Genomic DNA, 21646 nt, shown 5'->3' with positions numbered 1-21646 from the left:
GCTGCGTGCGGAACTTCGGGTGGATCAGTGGGCCGGGGCCGGGTACGTCGGGTACTCGACGCCGGAGACGTGCTGGACGACCCGGATGACCTGGCACGAGTAGCCGAACTCGTTGTCGTACCAGAGGTAGAGGATCGCGTTGTCGCCGTCCACCTTGGTGGCGCCGGCGTCGACGATCGAGGCGTGGCGCGAACCGACGAAGTCCATGGAGACGGCGTCGGGGGCCGTGGTGAAGTCGATCTGGCGCTTGAGCGGCGAGTTCAGCGAGACGTCGCGCAGGTACTCCAGGACCTCCTCGCGGGTGGTCTCGCGGCCCAGGCGCAGGCTCAGGATCGCGATCGAGACGTCCGGGACGGGGACGCGGATCGAGCTGCCGGTGATCGGGGCCTTGAGGTCCGGCAGCGCCTTGGCGACGGCGGAGGCGGCACCGGTCTCGGTGATCACCATGTTGAGCGGCGCGGAGCGGCCGCGGCGGTCGGCCTTGTGGTAGTTGTCCAGCAGGTTCTGGTCGTTCGTGAACGAGTGGACGGTCTCCACGTGACCGCGCAGGACGCCGAACTCGTCGTCCATCGCCTTCAGCGGCGGGACGATCGCGTTGGTGGTGCAGGACGCGCAGGACAGGATCTGCTCGTCCGGCTTGATCATGTCCTGGTTGACGCCGTGCACGATGTTCGGGACGTCGCCCTTGCCCGGGGCGGTCAGGACGACCTTGTCGATACCGGGGCGCAGGTGGTTGGAGAGGCCCTCGCGGTCCCGCCACTTGCCGGTGTTGTCGATCAGGATGGCGTCCTTGATGCCGTACGCCGTGTAGTCGACCTCGGAGGGGTCGTTGGCGTAGATCACCTTGATCGCGTTGCCGTTGGCGACGATCGTGCTGGTCGCCTCGTCGACGGTGATCGTGCCGTTGAACTGGCCGTGGATCGAGTCGCGGCGCAGCAGCGAGGCGCGCTTGACGAGGTCCGCCTCGCCGCCGCCGCGCACGACGATGGCGCGCAGCCGCAGCCCGTTGCCCGAGCCGGCCTTCTCGATGAGGAGGCGGGCGACCAGGCGGCCGATGCGGCCGAAGCCGTAGAGGACGACGTCGCGCGGCTCACACCGCTCGATCTTGTTGGCACCCGTGGCGCCGACGACGGCCCCGGCGGTGAACTCCGCCACCGACAGTCCGCGGTCGTCGCTCTTGTACTGCGCGGCGAGCATGCCGAGGTCGATCTGGGACGGGCCGAGATCGATCTCGGTGAGGGCCTGAAGGAACGGCAGCGTCTCGGTGACCGAGAGCTCCTCACCGGCGATCTGCCGGGCGAATCGGTGGAGCTTGAGAATGCTGACCACCGACTTGTTCACCAGGGAGCGGCTGTGCAGCAGGACCGTGACGTCCCGCTCCCGGTGCAGCTTCCCGATGATCGGGATCATCGACTCCGCGATCTCCTCGCGGTTCTTCCAGTTAGTGAACGAGTCGTCGTTGACAGTCACAGGCTTATCTCTCGATCGAGCTAGGCGGTGCTCATATGCTAACCCGTCGAGATTTTGATCGTTCAAGCGGTCTCACCCCTGGACGCGCGGAGCCCCCGCACCGAGGTGTCGGCGAGGGGGCTCCAGGCGTACGAAGGGGATATAGGGGGCATACGGGAGGGTTACCAGCCGCTGCCCGCCTGGGTGCGGTCGCCCAGCGCCGTCGCGCCGGTGCCCGGGTAGAAGTAGAGCGGGCCGGTCGCTCCGGTCGGGGCCTGGACGGCGTCGAGGTCGCCCTTGCCGTCGCCGTTGAAGTCGGCGCCGACCAGCCCCCGCATGCTGTCCCAGCCACTGCCGATCTTGGTGCGCGAGCCGAGGGTGCTCATCCCGTTGAGGGAGCCGGTGCCGGGGTACTTCCACAGCCCGCCCGCGGTGTCCACGGCCACCAGGTCGCCCTTGCCGTCACCGTTGAGGTCGCCGGGGGAGGTGAGCTCGGTCATGGTGTCCCAGCCGGAGCCGATCTGCGTACGGTCGCCCAGGGTGTCCGTGCCGTTCAGCGACCCGGTGCCGGGGTAGGACCAGAGGTCGCCGCGCACGTCGACGGCCACCAGGTCCGCCTTGCGGTCGCCGTCCACGTCCAGCGCGGTCAGCTCCCGCATGCCGTTCCAGCCCATGCCGATCCGTACGCGGTCGCCGAGGGTGCCCGTACCGCCGGCGCTGCCGGTGCCCGGGTAGACGTACAGATTGCCGGTGGCCTTCTCGACGGCGACGAGGTCGGCTCTGCCGTCACCGGTGTAGTCGGCGGCGGTGAGCTTGTCCATGGCGCCCCAGCCGGTGCCGATCTGGACGCGGTCGCCGAAGGTGCCGTCGCCGTTGCCCGGGTAGAGGAACAGCTTCCCGCTGGCCGTCTCGACGCCGACGAGGTCCTTCTTCCCGTCGCCGGTGAAGTCGGCGGACGTCAGGTTGGTCATACCCGTCGGCGCGGGGTCCTTCGGCCATGAAGTGCGTACGACGATACGGTTGTCGGTGTTCTCGTTGACCATCCACAGCTCGTCGGTGCCGGGCCAGTACGAGAGGTTCTCCAGGTTGATCCCGGTGCGGGTGACCAGGCGCACCGGCTGGTCGGGCCACGCGTGGTAGAGGCAGCTGGGGATGTTCTTGCCGCCGTGCTCGGCGGGCACGAACTCCGGGCAGGGGCCCGAGAGCGCGAAACGGCCCTTGTTCATGGCGACGCCCTGGACGCCGCCCATCGGCGAGGCGAACGCCTCGGCGGCCTGCACACGGCCGGTGGTGTCGGCCTTCAGCGTGCCGGTGGCGGTGTCGATGGGCCAGCGGACGATCCGGGCCGCGACCTTGCCGAAGTCGCCCTCCACCCCGCCCGGGTCGCCCTCCGCGGTGACCAGTGCGGGCTGGGCGCCGGTGAGGTCGAGCGAGGCGGCGGTGATGCAGGGGCGCTCGGGGACGTCCGCCCCGGGGTAGCTGCCGCAGCCGGTGCCCGCGCCGGTGTACTCGTACGTCCCCTGGCGCGGCAGCACGTAGTCGTGGCCGCCGCCGTGCGTCTTCCCGTTGGCGTCCACGCCCACCGAGGTGTCGGAGGTGACGTCCATCTGCCAGATGTCGTTGAGGTCGAAGACGTCGAGGGTGCTGCCGGTGCTCGCCACGTACAGCTTCGAGCCCGACCAGACGATGCCGTGCCCGTGCCCGTCGACGACGGGGACGAAGTTGGCGCCGTCGCCGGAGGACATGACCAACTGGACGTGTTTGTAGGTCACATGGGCCGGGTCGGTGACATCGGCGAAGGTGATCCGCTCCATGCCGCTGGGCGCGTTGGTGCCGTACCAGCTGGTGAGGAGGACCTTGCGGCCGTTCACCAGGGCCTGCGACCGGGGCGACTCGCCGGAGCCGGTGAGACCCTGCGGGATCCAGGTGTTGGTCGCGTCGTCCTCGGCGGACCAGCAGAAGCCCTGCGCACCGGCCGTGTTGGAGGGGTGGCACAGCGGACGGGCCTGGGTCTGCGACGGGTTGGCGAGGACGCCGTTGATCGTGGTGCGCTTCAGGTTGGGGTGGGAGGACTCGAAGCCGGCGGCCCAGCGGGCCTGCGCGCCGCTGTCCCGCAGGCCCATGCCGTCGGTGGCGACATGGGTGATGGTGTTGTACGTGGCGATCGCCCCGTTGGGGACCGTGGCGGGGGCGGTGGCCGCGGCGGCCGGGCTCGCGCTCGCGGCCCCCGTGAGCAGTGAGGTCAGGGCCACGGCGGCTGCGGCGGCGCCGCGTGCCGAGCCGCGGATCCTGCGGACTGGGGTGGTCATGGCGGTGCTGTCCCTTCCTGGTGCGGGGTGCGGGGCAGCCGCCGCACCGGTGGATGCGGCGGCTGCCCGGGGGTGGAGCGGGAGCGGGGGAGCGGGTGACTACCAGCCGGTGCCGATCTGGGCGCGGTCGCCCAGGGTGTTCATGCCGTTGATGGAGCCGGTGCCCGGGTAGGTGTAGAAGGTGCCGGTGGAGCCGACGGCGGCCTGGACGGCGTCCACGTCGCCGACACCGTCGCCGTTGAAGTCACCGCTGACCAGGTTGGTCATGGCGCCCCAGCCGGAGCCGATCTGCACCCGGTCGCCCAGGGTGTTCATGCCGTTGACGGAGCCGGTGCCCGGGTAGGCGTACAGGTTGCCGGTGGACACCTCACGGGCGACGATGTCGTCCTTGCCGTCCTTGTTGAGGTCACCGGGGCTGACGATCTGGTCCATGCCGTTCCAGCCGGCGCCGATCTGCACGCGGTCGCCGAAGGTGCCGTTGCCGTTGCCCGGGTAGAGGAACAGCTTGCCGCTGGACGACTCGACCGCGACGAGGTCGCTCTTGCCGTCCTTGTTGAGGTCGGCGCCCGCCAGGTCGTGCATACCGTCCCAGCCGGTGCCCGCCTTGGTGCGGTTGCCGAAGGTGCCGTTGCCGTTGCCCGGGTAGATCCACAGCACACCGTCGGCGTCGACGGCGGCCAGGTCCAGGTTGCCGGACCCGGTGAAGTGGCCGGAGGTCAGCTCGCTCATGGTGTCCCAGCCGGTGCCGATCTGGACCCGCTCGCCGAGCGAGCCGCCGCCGATGCCGGGGTAGAAGTACAGCTTGCCGGTGGCCGCCTCGACGCCCACGACGTCGGCCTTGCCGTCGCCGGAGAAGTCACCGCCCGCGAGGTTGGCCATGCCCGCGTCCTTCGGCGGGGTCGGCGCACCCTCGATGATCTTGTTGTAACGGTACGGCTTGAAGCCGTTGTTGTTGATGTAGCTGCGGCTGTACGTGGCCTTGCGGGCATTGGTGCCCGTGTGGGCCTCTTCCATGATGTTCGCCGTGGTGTGGCTGGAGTCCGTCCAGCTCACGAAGAGCACGACGTGGGCGTCGATGTTGTCGAGCATGTCGCCGGGCTGGAGCTGGTCGAGGTTGGCGAGCGGGGCGGACACGTCCGGCAGCGACCAGGTGGTCAGGCTGGTGGGCAGGTGCCAGGCGAGGGAGACGAAACCGGAGCAGTCCTGCCGGTAGTTGCGGCCCTGCGAGTCGCCGGTGTAGCTGGACTGGCTGTACGGGACGCCGTTGTCGACCCAGTACTGGGCCCGGGACAGCACCTCGGCGGTGGTGATGCTGCCGCCGACCGAAGAGGTCCCGGCGGCACTGGCGGTGGCGGCGCCCGGTCCGGCGATCGACAGACCTGTCACGGCGGCGGCCGCGACGAGGGTGGCGACGGTGGTCTTCTTCAGCTTGGCGGTGAACTTCGACATCGTGGGATCTCCTGTGGAGGGGCACGGCGAACCGCGCCTGGAATCAGTGAAGTTGGTGGTGCGAAAACGTGCGTGGCGGTGCGAGGGCGGTGGCCGTCGCTACCGGGTGTCGTGCGGTGCGTGGTGGTGCGCGGCGCGTCGGGCCGTCGCTACCAGGTGCGGTGAAGTACGCGGGCGGGTGGGCCCGTTGCCTACCAGCCGGTGCCGATCGCGGCGCGGTCGGCGAAGCCGCCGCTGCCGTTGCCGGGGTAGAAGTAGAAGGTGCCGGTGGATCCGGCGGGGGCCTGGACCGCGTCGAGGTCGCCCTTGCCGTCGCCGTTGAAGTCGGCGCCGACGAGCTGGCGCATGGTGTTCCAGCCGGTGCCGATCTGGTTGCGCTCGCCCAGGGTGTCCATGCCGTTGAGGGAGCCGGTGCCGGGGTACTTCCACAGCCCGCCCGCGGTGTCGACGGCGACCAGGTCGGCCTTGCCGTCGCCGTTCAGGTCGCCGGGGCTGGAGAGTTCGGCCATTGCGCCCCAGCCGGAGCCGATCTGCACCCGGTCGCCCAGGGTGTGGGTGCCGTTCAGCGAACCGGCGCCGGGATAGGCCCACAGCGCGCCGGCGGAGTCGACGGCGAGCAGGTCCGGCTTGCCGTCCTTGTCGACGTCCATCGCGGTGAGGTCCCGCATCCCGCGCCAGCCGGTGCCGATCTGCACCCGGTCGCCCAGCGTGCCCATGCCCGCCGCGGTGCCGGTGCCCGGGTATACGTACAGGTTCCCGGTGGCGGAGTCGACGGCGAGCAGGTCCGCCTTGCCGTCGCCGGTGTAGTCGGCGGCGGTCAGACCGCTCATGCCGCCCCAGCCCGAACCGATCAGCACCCGCTCGCCCAGCGTGCCGTTGCCGTTGCCGGGATACAGCCACAGCTTGCCGGTCGCGGCCTCCACGCCGACCAGGTCGGCCTTGCCGTCGCCGTTGAAGTCGGCGGCGGTGAGCTGGACGATGCCGACCGGGGCGGGCGGGATGTTCGTCGTGGGGTAGGGGTCGACGCCGTCGTCGGTCAGGCCCGCCCCGCGCCCGCAACTGCCCCAGGCCCCCGGGCCCTGGCCTCTGAGGACCTTCTCGGCGATGAGTATCTGCTGTTGCTTGGTGGCATGGTTGGGATAGGTGGCGTACTGGCGGCCGCCGAACGCGTCCCAGGTGGAAAGGAGGAACTGAAGGCCGCCGTAGTACTGGTGGTTGGACGAGATGATGGTCCAGTCGTCGGTCGCCTCGCAGTGGGCGACCTTCTCCCAGGTGCTCACCGAGGCGGCCGAGGCGGTGCCGGCGGAGGCGGTCGACAGGGCGATACCGGCGAGGGTGAGCCCGGCCAGGGCGGTGAGCCGCTTGCGCGAGGTGGTTTTGGGCATGACGGATCCTTGGGTCGGCGGGTGAGCGCGTGGGTGGTGGGTGCTGCGGGGGAGAGGCCCGTTCGGGCCCGGCGTCCCGGTCGGCCGCAGCTGCCCTGCAGGAGCAGCTGAAGGTGTGTGCCGGGTGAGCCGGTGTCAGGCGGCGGGGACGTAAACGTTTACGACGTCCCGGCGCGGCCGGTGGGCGTGACTACGCCCAGATGATGTCGCCGTTGACGTGGTCCACGGGCGAGGGCGAGCCGGCGGTCGAGGCCCAGATGATGTCGCGGGCGCTGACGACCGAGGCGGAGTGCGAGGTGGTGGCCCCGGCGGCGCCGAGGAGGGAACCGGCGAAGGCGACGACCGCGGTGGCCTGGGCGAGACGGATGCGAAGCATGGTGTGAGAGTCCTGTTCTGACGACGGGTCGGGTGGTCCCGAACCGGTTCGCACCCCGCGGTGGTGCTGTCCGGCTCTTGCCTGCCGGGCGGTGTTCCCTGCTGGCAAGTACTACTTTCGTCGCTGGTCAGGCGGGGTGGAAGGGTTTTCGGGTGGACCGAAACGGCCTTGGACGAATCTGTCCACCCACGGCACCTCCGGGACGGATGAGGACAGCAGCGCCTCATAGAAGGGCGCGACCAGCGGTGCCTGGGCGGACAGCAGGGACCAGCCGTCGAACTCGGGGCACTGTGTCAGGACCCGTCGGCAGAGCGCGGCCGCCCGGGACTCGGCCTCGGCCAGGTTCCTGGCCTGTACATAGAGGCCGAGCACGGGGTGGGGGAGCGCGCGCGGATGGACGCTGACGTGCTCGACCCCGTCCTGCGCGCGGGCGTGGGCGAGGACCAGGGACCGCGTGTCGGCAGGCAGGGCCGCGCCGGAGGGCGCCTGCACGAGAGCGTGGACGAGATACATGAAGTCCACTCTTTCAAGTGGGCAGCACACCTACCAACAAACCGAGTTGGACGGATGTGTCCATGGCCGTTTCCGGCCGTCGCGAACCGGATGACGCATTCCGTATACGCAGGTATCGGCCATTTATGACATGATCCGGATGGCCCTGGGGTGGGGGTCGTGTCGAAGCCAAAGGGGATGGCGATGCTGACCGCATTGGGACTCGACGAGGTCGCCGAGTCGGTCTACCGGGCGATGCTGGCCGATCCGAGAGGCGGGGTCGCCGACCTCGTGGCGCGGGTGGGCAAGCCCGAGGAGGAGGTCAGGGACGCGCTCGACGTACTGAGCGAACTGGCCCTCGTACGACCGTCGGCCGAGCGGGAAGGCAGCCTGCGGGCGGTCTCGCCGGACATCGGCATGGAAATCCTGATGGCGCGTCAGCAAGCCGAACTGGCCGCCCAGCAGCAGCGCCTTGAGGCCTCCCGGGCCGTCGCGGCCCAGCTGATCGCCGAGTACACCGATCTGCGGCCCGCTGCGTCCAGCCCCGGTGTCGAGCAGCTCATCGGCCTCGACGAGATCCGCGACTGCCTGGCCCGGCTCACCCGCGGCCTGTCCGTGGAGGCCATGACGTTCGCGCCCGGCGGGGCCCAGCCCGCCCAGGCCATGGCGGCGGCCCGGCCGCTCAACAAGGATCTGCTGGGGCGCGGGGTGCGGATGCGCACCGTCTATCTGAGCAGCGTGCGCAACGACCAGCCGACCGTCGAGTACGTCAACTGGCTCGCGGAGCTCGGCGGTCAGGTGCGCACGGTCCCCGAGCTGCCCACCCGGATGATCATTTTCGATCGCACCACCGCCGTCATCCCGGTCACCAGCGACGACAGCGCCGCCGGCGCCGTCGTCCTCACCGGACAGGGCACGCTCACCGCGCTGTGCGCGCTCTTCGAGAGCGTGTGGGCGGGTGCCCAGCCGCTCGGCGAGGCGGCGGTCAAGGACACCCACGGGCTGAGACCGCAGGAGGCGACCACCATCTCCCTGCTGGCGCAGGGGTACACCGACGAGGCCATCGCCAAACGGCTCGGGGTCTCGCAGCGCACCGCCCGGCGGATCGCGACCGAGCTGATGGAACGGCTGGGCGCGCGCAGCCGGTTCGAGGCGGGGGTGCGGGCCGTGCAGCACGGCTGGCTGCCGTCCGAACCGGCCTGAACCGCACCACCCCGCCCGCGTCCGGGGCGGGGTGGTTCAGGCCGTGGCGCGGCGCGCGCGGATCAGTCGCCGTCGGGCCAGGTCAGCGCCTGGCCCGACAGCGCGTGCGCCGGCGCCGTCCCCTGTCCGGCCGCCGCATGGCCCCGCAGTGACGCGCTGACCTTGTACAGGCGCAGCGCCAGCTGGATCTCCAGGGCCGGGCCCGGCTGCTGCCAGTCGGGGCCCAGGAGCTGGGAGATGCGCTCCAGGCGCCGGGCCACCGTGTTGGTGTGCACCCGCAGTGCGGCGGCCGCGTGGGTGGGGCTGGCGCCCGCCGCGAAGTACGCCTCCAGGGTGGCGGCGAGGTTGGTGGAGCGCTGCTCGTCGTAGCTGATGATCGGGCCGAGCGTCTGCTCGATGAACGCGCCGATGTCACGGTTGCCGCCCAACAGCATCCCGACGAAGCCGAGTTCGACGGCGGTCGCCGGGGTCCGGGCGTCCTCGTCGCCGAGGATCGTCAGGACCTCCAGACAGGAGACGGCCTCCTCGTACGCGGCCAGCAGCTCCTCGGGGCCGCCCCGGGCCGAGGCCGCGCCCACCGGGACGGGACGGCCGAGCGTCTTGCCGAGGCGCTGCATCACCTCGCGCGCGGCCTCCCCGGCGTCGGAGTGCGGCAGCAGGAGCACCAGACGGCCGTTGTGGATCGTCCGGGCGCCTCCGCGCAGCCACACGAAGGTGGAGGTCCAGGTGGAGACCGACTGCCAGTCGTCGGCCGGGATCTCGGCGACGATCACGGCGTGCCGACGGCTCAGGTCGAGTCCCAGATGCTGCAGCCTCATCTGACATCGGCGGCTGAAGGGGCCGCCGTTGAGCAGCCGGTCAAGAGCCTCGTCGCGGAACCTGCGGTCGGAGGACTCCGCGCCGCGATCGAGCGTGATCAGAATCGCCGCCGCCTGGACCGCGTACTGCAACAGGCCCGCGTCGGGCGTGCCGTCCCGCTGGTGGCTGCGCAGCACCAGCGCGCCCAGGTCCTCCTCGGCGATGCGGACGGGGGCGACCGTGACGCCGTCCTCGCACCGCACCACGCGGTGCTCGGCGCGCGCCGTGAAGACGGCGGCGGCCAGCTCCTCCTCGTCCTGCCAGACTCCGCTGGTGCGGGCGAGCGTGCCGTCGTCCTCGTCGCGCAGCCACACCGAGCCGCCCAGCGCCTCGCCCACGGCCGCGGTGAACGCCGTCACATCGACGCCGCCGAGGGCGAGTTCGACGAGGCGGTGCCCGTTGCGCGCGTTCTGCTGGCGCGTCCGGTCCCGGATGCGCAGCCGGTCGACCTCCACCGAGAGGTCGACGACCCGGTCCCGGGTCCGCTCCACCGCGCGGACCCATTTGACGGCCGAGGTCGCGTAGTCGGCCAGCGTCGACATCATGGCGACCTCGTCGGCGGTGTACGAACGGGCCACCCGGTCGCCGCCGAAGAGCACGCCGACCACCTTGCCCCCGCTGCGCAGCGGCACCGCGAGCAGCGCCGTCAGCCCCTCCTCCAGGACCACCGACTCGATGTGCTCGGACCGCCCGAGCATGTCGTCCCGATGGCAGTCGGAGGTCCAGACCGCGGACCGCCCCACCGCGTCGATGGCGCTGAGACCGTGCCGGGCCGGGGTGCGGGCCACCCCGCCGAGCACGGATATCGCGCCGTCGGTGGCCTGAATGCAGCAGTCGTCGTCGCCGTCGAGCAGCATCACCCAGGCCATGTCGACGTGCAGCAGCAGCCGGGAGCGGCGTACCAGCGTCGTCAGTAACGCTTCCAGGTCCTCCTCCTCGGTCAGGGCCCGAGCCGTGTCCAGGAGCAGGGAGAGCTCGTTCTTGCGGCGGTCCAGGTCGGCCAGCTGCTGCTCGACGCCGAGGGCCAGCTGCTCGGCGCGCTCCAGTTCGTCGACGACATGAGGTGGGGCGCCGCCGCGCCGGGCCTGCAGCGCCGGTTGGCTGAACGCGCCGCGCGAGGCGCGCACGGCGAGGAGTTCGAGGTAGGTGAATGCACCACTCCGCGTGACCGTATCTTGCGACATTTCACTCCGTACTGTGTGCGGGGGGACGCTCCGTCAATGAGGGGTGTCGACGCGACGAAGCGACTGGGGAAATGGCTGGTCCGTGCCGGTCCGTTTCCTGTCGGAACGCGGTCCGGAGTCGGTCGGCCGGGCGTGCGCGGCACACAGCCGCGCCGCTCGGCCGCATAACAGCTGACCTGCTCCTGCGCTGTTCCCTTGTTCTCTCGACCGCCATCACGGGACCCCACGCCGCAATTAGGGGTTCATGGCGAAGGTGCGATCAAGTAATCCCCCCGGTTTTGGCCGGAATCGTTCGCCGCCCGGCCGGTGTCGCGAACGGCCGGGCGGGGGTACGGGTCGTACGGAGGTGTGGACGCCGGCGGTTCGGAGCTCAGGCCAGCGCCCTCGCCCCCTGTCCCGGCGTGCCAAGGACGGACACCGCGTGGGCGGCCGAGGCCAGGGTCACATGGCGGTGCCAGCCGGCGTACGAGCGGCCGGTGAAGTCGCGGATGCCCAGGCGGTCGGTGGTCTCGCGGAAGTCGCGGTCGGCGCGCCGGATGAGCCGGCTCAGGCGCACCAGGGTGGGCAGCCGGGCCTGCGTCATATCGGTGAGCCACAGCTCCACGGGCTTGTCCCGACGGGCCTCCGCCACGCCGAGCAGGGCCAGTTCGCCCTGCCCCACCACCTGCCGCACGGCCCGCGAGGGGCGCACCCGGATCTTGGTGGTCAGCTGCAGCGGCCGCCCGGCCCGGGCGCCGCCCTGGGCCGGCAGGGGAGCCGGGCGCATCCGGTCCCGGGCGGCGGTCATGATCTGGGCCGCCTGCTGCACCTCCGGCGTACGGCCCTGGAGCGCCGGGTCGGTGACGGCGAGCTGGAGCGAGCCGTTGATCCGGGCGAGGAACGGCACACCGGCCGCGCGGAAGCGGGCGATCGCGGACGCCAGGTCCATGTGCCGGGCGTCAAGCACGACCGGCCGCTGCGGCAGGCCCCACTGCGACGCCGCCTCCAGGGCCGCCTCGACCGCCCCGTCACCCGGCGACTGCTCGCCGACGTCGTCCGGGATCGACGCCTGGCGGCGGCGGGCCCGGTCGCCCAGCCAGGAGGCCGACAGATGCAGCCGCCAGTTGATGGGCACGCTCATCTCCTCGGTGGCGGACCAGACCCCCGCCGCCTGCTGGGCGTTGACGAGCTGGCCGAGCTCCGAGACGAACTGCCGGTCCACCCCGACGGAGTTCTCGCCCGTCTTCGGAATGACCATGGGCCGCACCACATACGCGAAGGGCGGCGCCTGCTCGGAGATGTGCCGGGCGAGCGAGCGGCGCACCGGCGCCCAGTCCCAGGTCGAGTCGGACACGAAGTGGTGCAGGCTCTGCTCGGTGGCCGAACCACCCAGTCGGGACGCCATGTTGCGTATCGAACGGCGGCCCTGCGCGCCCAGGAGGCCGCGCAGGTACTCGGTGCCCCTGAGCCGCTGGTCACTGCGGCGCAGAGAGGCGAACAGGACCGTGCTCATCTCGCTGAGCACCCGCTCGTCCCAGGCGGCGGGTCCGGCCGCGGGGTCGGCGGTGTCCGGAGAACCGCTCTCCAATAGCTGGGCAACAGCATTCATGAGTCCCCCGTGGACCGTTGGAATGATGTGGGAGGAAGGCTCCGCCGGGGCCGGCGGGACCTCTGGATTCCGGCTCCAACGATGCGGTCGGGCCGATCGCGTGCCAAGGGTGGCCGGGCACCCTCTCGCCGCCCGGAGGTGAGGCGGGGCCGCCCACGCTCCCTCGCCATCCCGCGTTCGAGCGCACCTCGCCCGGCGTTCGAGCGAGGTGTGCTGAGCGGACGTGTGGTGCGGCAACACTGGAACGGAGTGTTCCAGTGACAGAACGTCGCCACCGGCCCGCTCTCACGCGGGTGAGGGACGCCATCGGGCATGTGGTCCGGCCACATGAAGTGAACCCCGGACAGGGTCCCGAGGGCATCGCGCACCGCCCCTACCGGGGGTACGGAAGGCGAACTACCGGGAGTACGGCGGGTCGTGCCCGGCCTCCGTACAGCCGACACGCCGGGCGCGTCGGGCTCAGGCGATGCGGCGGACCCCGGCGCCGCGGACGCTGTGGGCTCCCCCACTGTTTGACCCCGCGCTGTGTGCTCCGGCACTGTTCGCCCTCGCGCTGTTTGCGCGGGCCGTGTGCGAGCCAGTGTGGGCCAGCAGATCCAGCGAGAGCAGCGGGGCCGTCTCCGCCGGGGCGTCGATCACCGGGTCGCAGGCCAGCACCGCCTGGTGGAGCCGGTTCATCCGGGGCGAGGGCTCAAGGCCCAGCTCGTCGTCGAGCATCCGGCGCAGCCGCTGCACGACCTCAAGGGCCTGGGTGCGCCGCCCCGAGCGGCTGAGCGCCAGCATGAACTGGGCGTGCAGATTCTCGTGCGTCGGATACAGCGCGCACAGGGCGCTGAGTTCCCCGAGCAGATCGTGGTGCCTGCCGAGCCGCAGATCGGCGTCGATGCGCTGTTCCTGCACACTGATCCGCGTTTCCTCAAGACCCGCCAGATGAATACGCAGAACGGGACCGGCCTGGACGTCGGAGAGCGCGGAACCCTGCCACAAATCGAGGGCCTGCGAAAGGAGTTCGGACGCCACGGCGTCGTTCCTGCCGAGTTCGGTCCTGCCTTGTCGTACGAGGTCGTGGAAGAGATTCACGTCGAGTTCGTCGTGCCCCACCGAGAGCAGATATCCGCCGTCCCGGGTCTGCAGCAATTCACGGGCCGCCTGGAGGCTGCCGATGCGGGGCACCCGCTTCAGGATCCGGCGCAGCTGGAGCACATACGACTGGAGTGTGGACAAGCCCGTCTCCGGCGGGTTCTCTCCCCACAGCTCCTCTATACAGGTGCCCACCGAGACGACCTGATTGGCGTTGAAGACCAGCAGAGCGAGGAGTTGACGCTGTTTCGGCGCTGTGGGCGCGTAGTCCAGACCGTTTTCGCGTACGCGCAGCGAACCGAGCACCGAGAATTCCATGACGACCTCTCATACGAATCGGCGGACCCAGCCGACCCCGAAACCTCGGCGACCGGCGCGGTCGTTATGCAGGGAAACTATCCCCGAGGCGCGATCATCCCTCCCATCCGCGTTCAGGATCCGTCAACTCGCGCCATCGCGGGCCCCCATCGGGAGTTCAGCCAGCCTCGCTCGGGATTCCGTAGCGTCGGCCTCCGTCGACACGATCCCGAGGAGGCACACGTGCGACTCGCAGGGAAGGTGGCCATCGTCACCGGTGGCACCAAGGGCCTGGGGTACGCGATCGCCCAGGCATACGCCAAGGAAGGGTGCCGCGTCGTCTGCGCCGCCCGAGAGCCCGACGAACGGCACGAACTGCCGCCGGTGGGCGAGGGGGACCTCGCCTACCATCCCGTCGACGTACGCGACCCGGACTCCGTGGACGCGCTGACCCGGACCACGTACGAGACCTATGGCCGCCTGGACGTCCTGGTCGCGAGCGCGGGCGTCAGCCGTCCCGGTCCGGCCCAGGGGATGGACGTCGAGCACTGGGGGGAGGTCATCTCCACCAACCTCAACGGCACGTTCCTGTGCGTGCGTTCGGCGGTGCCGTATCTGGTGCGCGACGGCGGGGGCCGCGTCATCACGCTGTCGTCGGCCCTGGCGACCAGGGTGGCCCCCGGCTCGTCCGCCTACGCGGCGTCCAAGGCGGGGATCGAGATGCTGACTCGGGTCGTCGCCGTCGAGCTGGCGGGCCACCCCATCACGGTCAACTGCCTCAGCCCCGGCTTCATCGACGAGGGCATGGGACGTGAACTGGCCCGTCACGAGGGCCTGTGGGGCTATTACGGTGGGAAGATCGCGGCAGGCCGCGCGGGCCGGGCCGAGGAGGTCGCCGAGGCGGCGCTCTTCCTCGCCGACGACGGCTCCGACTACGTCAACGGCCATGTCCTGGAGGTCAACGGCGGACTCAGATGGTGACATCCGGCCACCGGCCGCTGCCCCGGACACGGTCCGGGCGACCGGCGCCGCGATCCCGCCGTACGACGGCGCACACTCGGTGACACCCCAGATCGGACAAGGAGATCAACAGCCATGCCCCCATTGACCATCGGGCGTACGCACCCGCCCGCGCAGACCGGGCCGACCCGGGCGGCCGCCTCGTGAAGGCGCTCGTGACCGGCGCCTCGGCACTGCGGCTCGACTCGGTCGCCGAGCCCGAGCCGCGCCCTGACCAGGCGCTCGTCGAGGTCCGCGCGATCGCCGTCAACCGCGGTGAACTGGCCCTGATGGGGCAGCTGCCGACCGGGTCCCGGCTCGGCTGGGACGTGGCGGGCACGGTGCTGCGCGCCGCCGCCGACGGGACCGGCCCGGCGCCCGGCACCCGCGTCACCGCGCTCGCCGAACGGGACGGCTGGGCCGAGCGGATCGCGCTGTCGCCGACGCGACTCACCCCGATACCGGACGGCATGGAGTATCCGGCCGCCGCCGCCCTGCCGGTGGCCGGACTGACCGCGCTGTACGCGCTGGAGTACGCGGGAACGCTGCTCGGCCGGTCCGTGCTGATCACCGGCGCGGGCGGGGGAGTGGGCCGCATGCTGGTCCAGCTGGCCGCCGCCGCGGGCGCCGAGGTGATCGCCCAGGTCGGCTCCCCGGGCCGGGCGGACGGGCTGCGGGCGCTGGGGGCGCACCGGGTGGAGATCCACGACGCGTCCGGCGGCGCCACCGGTGAGCCGGTGGACGTGCTGGTCGACAGCGTGGGCGGGCAGGTGCTGGCCGACGCGTTCGGGCGGCTGCGGCCCGGCGGCTCGGTCGTCTGCTACGGCAACACCGTGCGCGAGGAACTGCGGCTGCCCGTCGACTGGGGCCACGCGCGCCCCGGTCTGCGCCTGCGCTATCTCCACCTGTTCGACGAGCTGACCCGGCGGAGCGTCGCGCGGGACCTCGCGTCGCTGGTCCGGCTGGTCGCCGAGGGACGGCTCGCCCCGCAGGTCGCGGCCGTGGGCTCCTGGACCGACCCGGAGACCGCACTCGACGCGCTGCGCGGCCGGCGGGCCAACGGCAAGGTCGTCCTCGCGCTCTGAGACGGGTTCCGGACCTTCTGGATCGACTCCGAACCGGTTCCGGTTCGGCTCTGGCCAGGCCCGGCGGGTGTGCGGACCCGCCGGGCCCTTCCGCTGCCCTGCGGCGGTCCCGGGCGCCCGTCGGCGCCCGTCGGCGGCCTCCACCCGGCGGTCATCGGCGCACCTGCCGTCCTCCAGGACGCCCGGCCACCGTTGAGGCCATGAGCCTGCCTTCCACAACGCCGTACGACAGCCACCCCACCCGCGTGCCGCCGCCCCGCGTGGAGGAGGTCGCCGACGGGATCTTCGCCTATATCCAGCCCGACGGCGGCTGGTGCCTCAACAACGCCGGGATCCTCGTGGGCCACCACACCACGGCGTTCGTCGACACGGCGGCCACCGAGGCCAGGGCCCGGGGCCTGCGCGCGGCCGCGCTCGAACGCGGCGGCGTGGAACCGAGGATGGTGCTCAACACCCACCACCACGGCGACCACACCCTCGGCAACGCCGTCGCCGCCCCGTACGCGACGGTCGTCGCGCACGCGCGCATGCGCGACGAGATGGCGGCGAAGGGCGAGGGCCTGAAACACATGTGGCCGGACACCGAGTGGGGTCAACTGGGCGACATCCGGCGCTCGTTGCCCATGGTGGCCTTCGAGGACCGGCTGACGGTGTACGTCGACGACCTCGTCGTCGAGCTCATCCATGTGGGCCCGGCCCACTCCGACAACGACGTCGTGGTGTGGGTGCCCGAGCACCGGGTGCTCTTCGCGGGAGACGTGCTGATGCCCGGCTGTACGCCGTTCGTCCTGATGGGGTCGGTCAAGGGGTCCCTGGAGGCGATCGCCGGGCTGCGGGAGCTCGATCCGCGCGTCGTCGTCGGCGGGCACGGGCCGGTCGCCGGGCCCGAGGCGCTGGGGGAGACCGAGGCGTATCTGCGGTGGGTGCAGCGGGTCGCCGCCGACGGGATCGCGGCCGGACTCACCCCGTACGAGGCCGCCCGGGACGCCGCGCTCGGCCCCTACGCGCAGTGGCGGGACGCCGAGCGGGTGGTGGCCAATCTGCACCGCGCGTACTCCGAGGCACACGGCTGCCCGCTGGACACCCAGATCCGCTCGGCGCCGGTGATGGCCGAGATGGCCCAACTCAACGGCGGCGAGCCGATGGTGTGCCTGGCCTGAGATCCGTAAGCGGACAACGCCCGCGCCCCGCCGGAACATCCGGCGGAGCGCGGGCGTGGTTGTTCCGCGGCCCTCAACCCCGTCGGGGCGCCGGGATGTCGGCGGAAGGCGCCACCGTGTGCAGGGCACCCCGGTGGAAGACGAGCGGCGGGCGGGCCGCGTCCACGCCAAGCCCGACCACCTCGGCGACGGCGAAGAAGTGGTCGCCGAGCCGCTGCACCTGGCGTACCAGACAGTCCAGCCACGCGGTGGTGCCCGGCAGCACCGGGTTGCCGTGCGGCGACTCCCACCAGCTCAGCCCGGCGAACTTGGCCGCCGGATCGTTCTCGCCGCCGCTCTTGGCGAAGCGCGCGCACAGCTCCTGCTGGTCATGGGCGAGGATGTTGACGGTGAACGACCCCGCCTCGCTCATCGGCGGCCAGCTCACCGACCGCTCGTCGATGAAGATCCCGACGAGGGGCGGTTCGAGCGACACCGACACGAACGACCCCACCACGAGCCCCGCCGGCCCGGCCGCCGTCGCCGCGGTGACCACGGTGACGGGGCTCGGGACATGGCCGAGTATGTGTCGGAACAGCTGCGGCTCCACGTGCACTCCCACAGGCGGTGCCCAGGACATGTCGACCTCCCCAAGTAGTGTTCGCTATTCGACAGCGATGCTGGCAGCGGCAGTTGGGGAACCGCTCGGCGCTCGATGCAGAGCCGCCGACGGGCGCACGAGGATGTGGTCACGCCGTCGCACGAAGACGCCGTGCCGCCGTCGGCCATCCTCCATCCGTCCCCCATCGGCCCCGCCGACGATGGGGGCACCCCTATACATGGATGGAGGAGCCGGCCATGCCCGTGCCCCAGCAGCGTGATCCCGAACTCACCCGAAAACAGCTCACGACCTGGCTCGCCGAGCGGCTGCCGGGCGCGGTGGACCTGCGGACCGAGGTCGAGGTGCCCAAGGGCCTCGGTTTCTCCAACGAGACGCTGCTGGTGGACGCGGTGTGGCGGGAGGCGGACGCCGAACGCAGGCGCCGTCTCGTCGTCCGGGTCGCCCCCACCGCCTACCAGGTGATGCCGGGCTCCCGCCTCGACGAGGAGTACCGCGTACTCGACGCGCTGCGGGACACCGACGTACCGGTCCCCGGCGTCCTCGGCTTCGAGCCCGACCCCGCGCTGCTCGGCGCGCCCTTCTACGCCATGGACCGGGTGGACGGCTGGGTCCCGCCGGACCTGCCCTCGTACCACCGCCCGGACGGGCCGGTCTCCAACCTGGACGAGAGCGGCCGGGCGGCGGTGTGGTGGGGCGGCGTCGAGGTGCTGCACCGCATCCACCGCCTCGATGTGAGCGAGCTCGGCCTGGACGACCTGCGGGCGTCCAAGCACGGGCCGTACGGGCTCGGCGCGCAACTCGACTACTACGAAGCCCACATGGACCACTTCGGCGGCGCGGACTCGGTGCCCGTGCGCGAAGCGCTCGCGCTGCTGCGCGACGCGCTGCCGCCCGAGCCGGAGAAGCCGAGCCTGCTGTGGGGCGATGCGCGCCTGGGTAATCTGCTCTTCTCCGGCGTGACCCCCGCCGCCGTACTGGACTGGGAGATGACGTCCCTGGGCCCGGGCGAGGCCGACCTCGGCTGGTACCTGTATCTGGACCGGCACCTCAGCGAAGGCGTCGGCGCGCCCCGGCTGCCCGGCCTGCCCGGCCGCGCCGAGACCGTACAGCGGTACGAGGAGCTGTCCGGGCGGTCGGTGGCCGCGCACCTGGACTGGTACGAGGTCTTCGCGGGCTTCCGCTTCGCCCTGATCGCCTCCCGGGTGGGACGGCTCCTGGTGGAGCACGGCCTGGTCGCCGCCGAGGCCGACGTCCCGCTCGCGCGCAACGCGGCCCGGCTGCTCGCGCGCACGCTCAAGCCGCTGGGCTGAGCCCGATGACTTCCGCGCCCTGACCCCACACGACGCGGAGCCCCCCACACACGCACTACGGATCGACCCTTACGCATGTTCCGAAACGTTCAGAGAGGCCGTCCCATGGAAACCCATCAGCACCGCACCGACGCCCTGGTCGTCGGCAGCGGTTACGCCGGATCGATCGCGGCCCTGCGGCTCGCCGAGGCCGGGATCGCCACGATCGTGCTGGAGCGCGGCCGCCGCTGGCAGGTCCGCGCCGACGGCGACACCTTCGCCACCCAGCACCGGCCGGACGGCCGCGCGTCCTGGCTGAGCCCCAAGTCCCCGCTGACCGACCGGGAGCTGGACATCTACCCGGGTGTCCTGGAATCCCTGGAGGGCGAGGGCCTGACGATGATCGCGGCGGCCGGTGTGGGCGGCGCCTCGCTGCTCAGCAACGGCACCATGGTCGAGCCCTCGCCCGAGCTGTTCCGCCGGGCGTTCGGCGACTTCCTCGACCAGCAGGAGATGCACGACGTCTGGTATCCGCAGGCGCGGGAGCTGATCGGCTGCTCCCCGATACCGAAGGACATCCTGGAGTCCGAGTTCTACCGCTCCTCGCGTGACTTCATGAGCCAGCTGGAGCGCGCGGGCATCCCGTACGACCTGGTCGACCTGGCCGTCGACTGGGACGCGGTCCGCGAGGAGATGGCCGGGCGCCGGGAGGCCTCGCACATCGCCGGGCTCAACGTCTTCGGCGTCAACAGCGGGGCCCAGCGCAGCATGGACGTTACCGTGCTCGCCCGCGCCGAGGCCACCGGCCGGGTCGAGGTGCGGCCGCTGAGCCTGGTCACCGGCATCCGGCCACAGGGCGAGGGCCATGTGGTCGCGTACGACGAACTGGACGAGAGCGGCACCGTGGTGGCCCGGCACGAGGTGCACACCACGCATCTGGTGCTCGCGGCCGGCACACTCGGCACCACCCGGCTGCTGCTGCGCGCGAAGGCGCTGGGGTATCTGCCGGACCTGGACGACTCGGTGGGCACCCGGGTCGGCAACAGCGAGGTGATCACCGCGCGCACCGGGATGGCCCCCAACAACCCGGCGCAGGGCGGCCCCTGCTCGATCGTCGTCAAGGACTGGCAGGACAACCCGCACGCCCCGGTCACCCTGCTCAACTTCCCGTGGGTGGACGCCCCGTCCACCGAGGGCTGGATCACCACGATCGGCGCCTCGCCGACCGAACCGCTCGGCTCCTTCCGCTACGACGCCGCCAAGGACGACGTCGTCCTGAACTGGCCGGTGGAGGACCCGCGCGCGGTGCGGGCGACCCACGCGGTCCAGCACACCCTGGACCGGCTGAACGCGGCGACCCCGGGCAGCAAGACCGCGTTCAACCGCATCGGCACCACCGGCGGCAACGTCGTCGGCGGTGTGCCGCTGGGCCTGGCCACCACCGCCGACGGCTCGGTGCGCGGCGCGCGCAACCTGTACGTCGTCGACAGCTCGCTGCTGCACGGCTCGTCCGGCGCCGTGCCGCCGGCGCTCACCATCGCGGCGGTCGCCGCACGCGTGACCGCTCTCCTCGTGCCCGCCGTCGCGGGCGCCTGGGTCGCCGGAGTCTGAGCACCGTGTCCGCTCACGGAAACGTGAGCGGACATACGTGTGCCGGGTGCCGGACATACGAGAGGGGCTCCCCCCGATGGTTTCGGGGGGAGCCCCTTCCTCGTGCCCGCGGCCCGTGGTGCGGGCCGACTTCCCTGCTGCTAGCGGAAGTTCGGGATGACCTGCTCGGCGAAGAGCCGGGCGGTGCGGGTGGTCTCCTCGAAGCTCGGGTTGCCCGAGATCATCTGGAGGCTGATGGTGACATCGCCGTACCACTCGCGGATGGTGCGCAGCCGCTCGGTGATCTCCTCCGGGCTGCCGACGAGGGTCTTGTTCTCGGCGAGCGTCTTGTCGAAGTCGGACCGCTTGACCTTGTCGACGATCTCCTCGTAGCCCTGGTAGCCCTCGCTGCGGCGGGTGCCCCAGGCGGCGACGGCGTCGATCATGACGGCGTTGGTGCGCTGGTTGTACTCGCGGCCCTTGGCCTTGGCCTCGGCGGCGTCCTCGGCGAGGTAGCAGCCGTAGCTGAGGTGCACCTCGTCGCCGCCCGCCGGGTGACCCGCCTCGGCATACGCCTTGCGGTAGAGGGTCAGCATCTCCTGGACCTTCTCGCGCTTGGAGATGGACGGCACGAGCAGCAGCCCGTGGCCGTCGCGGCCGGCCTGCTCGCAGGACGACGGCGTGATGGCCGCGGCCACCAGGATCCGCGGGTGCGGGCGCTGGTAGGGGCGGGGCAGCAGGGTGACCGGGCCGAACTTGTAGAACTCGCTGTCCCAGACCACGTTCTCCTCGGCCCACAGCTTCTGGCAGGCCTTGAGGCCGTCGACGAACCGCGGGCGGCTCTCGTCCATGGCCAGCTCGAACGCGTCGAACTCGTCCGGCAGGAAGGCCCGGCCGAAGCCCACCTGGAGGCGGCCCTTGGAGATGTTGTCCAGCATGGCGAGCTTGCCCGCCAGCTTCAGCGGGTGCGTGAAGGCCGGGATGACGGCGCCGGTGACCAGCTTGATACGGCTGGTGCGGGCGGCCGCCGCGGCCAGGAAGGTCACCGGGTCGGGGCTGTAGCCGCCGTACTTGAAGAAGTAGTGCTCCACGGTCTTGATGTGGTCGTAGCCGAGCTCCTCGGCCAGTTCCACGAGCCGCAGCGCCTCGTCGAAGTACTGGTCGGCCGGCTTGTCGTCCGGACCGACCGTGGGGAAGAAATTGATACCGAATTCCATCGCTGCTCCATGTGTCTCAGGGTTCGGCGCTTCAG

17 protein-coding genes are annotated in these 21646 nt (G+C 71.4%); 6 read left to right on the top strand and 11 right to left on the bottom strand.

Annotation, left to right across the window (positions count from 1 at the left end; genetic code table 11):
* Positions 1-24: 24 nt before the first annotated feature.
* From ACGFRG_RS22390 to ACGFRG_RS22365, 6 genes are all read right to left on the bottom strand, one after another.
* Positions 25-1470 carry a glyceraldehyde-3-phosphate dehydrogenase gene (locus ACGFRG_RS22390; protein WP_393266387.1) on the bottom strand — a complete coding sequence of 482 codons (1446 nt, stop codon included), beginning with the start codon at positions 1468-1470 and terminating at the stop codon, positions 25-27.
* A gap of 161 nt (positions 1471-1631) precedes the next feature.
* On the bottom strand, positions 1632-3758 hold the full coding sequence (locus ACGFRG_RS22385; protein ID WP_393266384.1) for an FG-GAP repeat domain-containing protein: 2127 nt from the start codon (positions 3756-3758) through the stop codon (positions 1632-1634).
* Between the two features lie 99 nt (positions 3759-3857).
* Positions 3858-5207 (bottom strand): VCBS repeat-containing protein, encoded by a 1350-nt coding sequence (locus ACGFRG_RS22380; protein ID WP_361418682.1) that lies wholly within the window; start codon positions 5205-5207, stop codon positions 3858-3860.
* Between the two features lie 191 nt (positions 5208-5398).
* Positions 5399-6592 (bottom strand): FG-GAP-like repeat-containing protein, encoded by a 1194-nt coding sequence (locus ACGFRG_RS22375; protein WP_393266380.1) that lies wholly within the window; start codon positions 6590-6592, stop codon positions 5399-5401.
* A 190-nt stretch (positions 6593-6782) separates the two neighbouring features.
* Positions 6783-6968 carry a hypothetical protein gene (locus ACGFRG_RS22370; RefSeq protein WP_393266377.1) on the bottom strand — a complete coding sequence of 62 codons (186 nt, stop codon included), beginning with the start codon at positions 6966-6968 and terminating at the stop codon, positions 6783-6785.
* A gap of 111 nt (positions 6969-7079) precedes the next feature.
* Positions 7080-7481: a hypothetical protein gene (locus ACGFRG_RS22365; protein ID WP_361418674.1), complete on the bottom strand. Its 402-nt coding sequence runs from the start codon at positions 7479-7481 to the stop codon at positions 7080-7082.
* 183 nt (positions 7482-7664) lie between these two features.
* Between ACGFRG_RS22365 and ACGFRG_RS22360 the strand changes: the two genes are divergently transcribed.
* Positions 7665-8663 carry a helix-turn-helix transcriptional regulator gene (locus ACGFRG_RS22360; protein ID WP_361418671.1) on the top strand — a complete coding sequence of 333 codons (999 nt, stop codon included), beginning with the start codon at positions 7665-7667 and terminating at the stop codon, positions 8661-8663.
* Positions 8664-8725: 62 nt separating this feature from the next.
* Here the strand turns inward: ACGFRG_RS22360 and ACGFRG_RS22355 are convergent, their stop codons facing one another.
* The 3 genes from ACGFRG_RS22355 to ACGFRG_RS22345 all read right to left on the bottom strand — a co-directional run bounded on the left by ACGFRG_RS22355 (position 8726) and on the right by ACGFRG_RS22345 (position 13691).
* Complete coding sequence (locus ACGFRG_RS22355) at positions 8726-10705, bottom strand: helix-turn-helix domain-containing protein (protein WP_361418668.1); 1980 nt, start codon at positions 10703-10705, stop codon at positions 8726-8728.
* A gap of 370 nt (positions 10706-11075) precedes the next feature.
* On the bottom strand, positions 11076-12293 hold the full coding sequence (locus ACGFRG_RS22350; protein ID WP_361418665.1) for a transposase: 1218 nt from the start codon (positions 12291-12293) through the stop codon (positions 11076-11078).
* Between the two features lie 459 nt (positions 12294-12752).
* Positions 12753-13691, bottom strand: coding sequence for an AfsR/SARP family transcriptional regulator (locus tag ACGFRG_RS22345; protein WP_361418662.1), 939 nt, complete (start codon positions 13689-13691; stop codon positions 12753-12755).
* A gap of 222 nt (positions 13692-13913) precedes the next feature.
* On the opposite strand from ACGFRG_RS22345, the gene ACGFRG_RS22340 reads away from it, so the two are divergent.
* From ACGFRG_RS22340 to ACGFRG_RS22330, 3 genes are all read left to right on the top strand, one after another.
* Entirely contained in the window at positions 13914-14651 is a 738-nt protein-coding gene (locus tag ACGFRG_RS22340; RefSeq protein ID WP_361418659.1) for an SDR family NAD(P)-dependent oxidoreductase, read from the top strand.
* 182 nt (positions 14652-14833) lie between these two features.
* Positions 14834-15754, top strand: coding sequence for a zinc-binding dehydrogenase (locus ACGFRG_RS22335; RefSeq protein ID WP_393266373.1), 921 nt, complete (start codon positions 14834-14836; stop codon positions 15752-15754).
* Between the two features lie 200 nt (positions 15755-15954).
* Positions 15955-16914 carry an MBL fold metallo-hydrolase gene (locus tag ACGFRG_RS22330; protein ID WP_393266370.1) on the top strand — a complete coding sequence of 320 codons (960 nt, stop codon included), beginning with the start codon at positions 15955-15957 and terminating at the stop codon, positions 16912-16914.
* Between the two features lie 73 nt (positions 16915-16987).
* On the opposite strand, the gene ACGFRG_RS22325 is transcribed toward ACGFRG_RS22330, so the two are convergent.
* Positions 16988-17533: a flavin reductase family protein gene (locus tag ACGFRG_RS22325; RefSeq protein WP_188272673.1), complete on the bottom strand. Its 546-nt coding sequence runs from the start codon at positions 17531-17533 to the stop codon at positions 16988-16990.
* 218 nt (positions 17534-17751) lie between these two features.
* Between ACGFRG_RS22325 and ACGFRG_RS22320 the strand changes: the two genes are divergently transcribed.
* Both ACGFRG_RS22320 and ACGFRG_RS22315 read left to right on the top strand, forming a co-directional pair.
* Entirely contained in the window at positions 17752-18825 is a 1074-nt protein-coding gene (locus ACGFRG_RS22320; RefSeq protein ID WP_393266366.1) for a phosphotransferase family protein, read from the top strand.
* 105 nt (positions 18826-18930) lie between these two features.
* Positions 18931-20415 (top strand): FAD-binding protein, encoded by a 1485-nt coding sequence (locus ACGFRG_RS22315; protein WP_361418649.1) that lies wholly within the window; start codon positions 18931-18933, stop codon positions 20413-20415.
* A 140-nt stretch (positions 20416-20555) separates the two neighbouring features.
* On the opposite strand, the gene ACGFRG_RS22310 is transcribed toward ACGFRG_RS22315, so the two are convergent.
* Entirely contained in the window at positions 20556-21611 is a 1056-nt protein-coding gene (locus ACGFRG_RS22310; protein ID WP_188272676.1) for an LLM class flavin-dependent oxidoreductase, read from the bottom strand.
* Positions 21612-21646 lie beyond the last annotated feature (35 nt).

The sequence above is a fragment of the Streptomyces sp. NPDC048696 genome (assembly GCF_043198895.1).
Lineage (GTDB): Bacteria > Actinomycetota > Actinomycetes > Streptomycetales > Streptomycetaceae > Streptomyces.
This window is presented reverse-complemented; position numbering and strand designations above follow the sequence as displayed.

Excerpts from the sequence above, each read along its gene's own strand:
- ACGFRG_RS22385 (WP_393266384.1), bottom strand. The coding sequence starts at position 3,758 with ATGACCACCCCAGTCCGCAGGATCCGCGGCTCGGCACGCGGCGCCGCC.
- ACGFRG_RS22380 (WP_361418682.1), bottom strand. The coding sequence starts at position 5,207 with ATGTCGAAGTTCACCGCCAAGCTGAAGAAGACCACCGTCGCCACCCTC.
- ACGFRG_RS22375 (WP_393266380.1), bottom strand. The coding sequence starts at position 6,592 with ATGCCCAAAACCACCTCGCGCAAGCGGCTCACCGCCCTGGCCGGGCTC.
- ACGFRG_RS22370 (WP_393266377.1), bottom strand. The coding sequence starts at position 6,968 with ATGCTTCGCATCCGTCTCGCCCAGGCCACCGCGGTCGTCGCCTTCGCC.
- ACGFRG_RS22365 (WP_361418674.1), bottom strand. The coding sequence starts at position 7,481 with ATGTATCTCGTCCACGCTCTCGTGCAGGCGCCCTCCGGCGCGGCCCTG.
- ACGFRG_RS22360 (WP_361418671.1), top strand. The coding sequence starts at position 7,665 with ATGCTGACCGCATTGGGACTCGACGAGGTCGCCGAGTCGGTCTACCGG.
- ACGFRG_RS22355 (WP_361418668.1), bottom strand. The coding sequence starts at position 10,705 with ATGTCGCAAGATACGGTCACGCGGAGTGGTGCATTCACCTACCTCGAA.
- ACGFRG_RS22350 (WP_361418665.1), bottom strand. The coding sequence starts at position 12,293 with ATGAATGCTGTTGCCCAGCTATTGGAGAGCGGTTCTCCGGACACCGCC.
- ACGFRG_RS22345 (WP_361418662.1), bottom strand. The coding sequence starts at position 13,691 with ATGGAATTCTCGGTGCTCGGTTCGCTGCGCGTACGCGAAAACGGTCTG.
- ACGFRG_RS22330 (WP_393266370.1), top strand. The coding sequence starts at position 15,955 with ATGAGCCTGCCTTCCACAACGCCGTACGACAGCCACCCCACCCGCGTG.
- ACGFRG_RS22325 (WP_188272673.1), bottom strand. The coding sequence starts at position 17,533 with ATGTCCTGGGCACCGCCTGTGGGAGTGCACGTGGAGCCGCAGCTGTTC.
- ACGFRG_RS22320 (WP_393266366.1), top strand. The coding sequence starts at position 17,752 with ATGCCCGTGCCCCAGCAGCGTGATCCCGAACTCACCCGAAAACAGCTC.
- ACGFRG_RS22315 (WP_361418649.1), top strand. The coding sequence starts at position 18,931 with ATGGAAACCCATCAGCACCGCACCGACGCCCTGGTCGTCGGCAGCGGT.
- ACGFRG_RS22310 (WP_188272676.1), bottom strand. The coding sequence starts at position 21,611 with ATGGAATTCGGTATCAATTTCTTCCCCACGGTCGGTCCGGACGACAAG.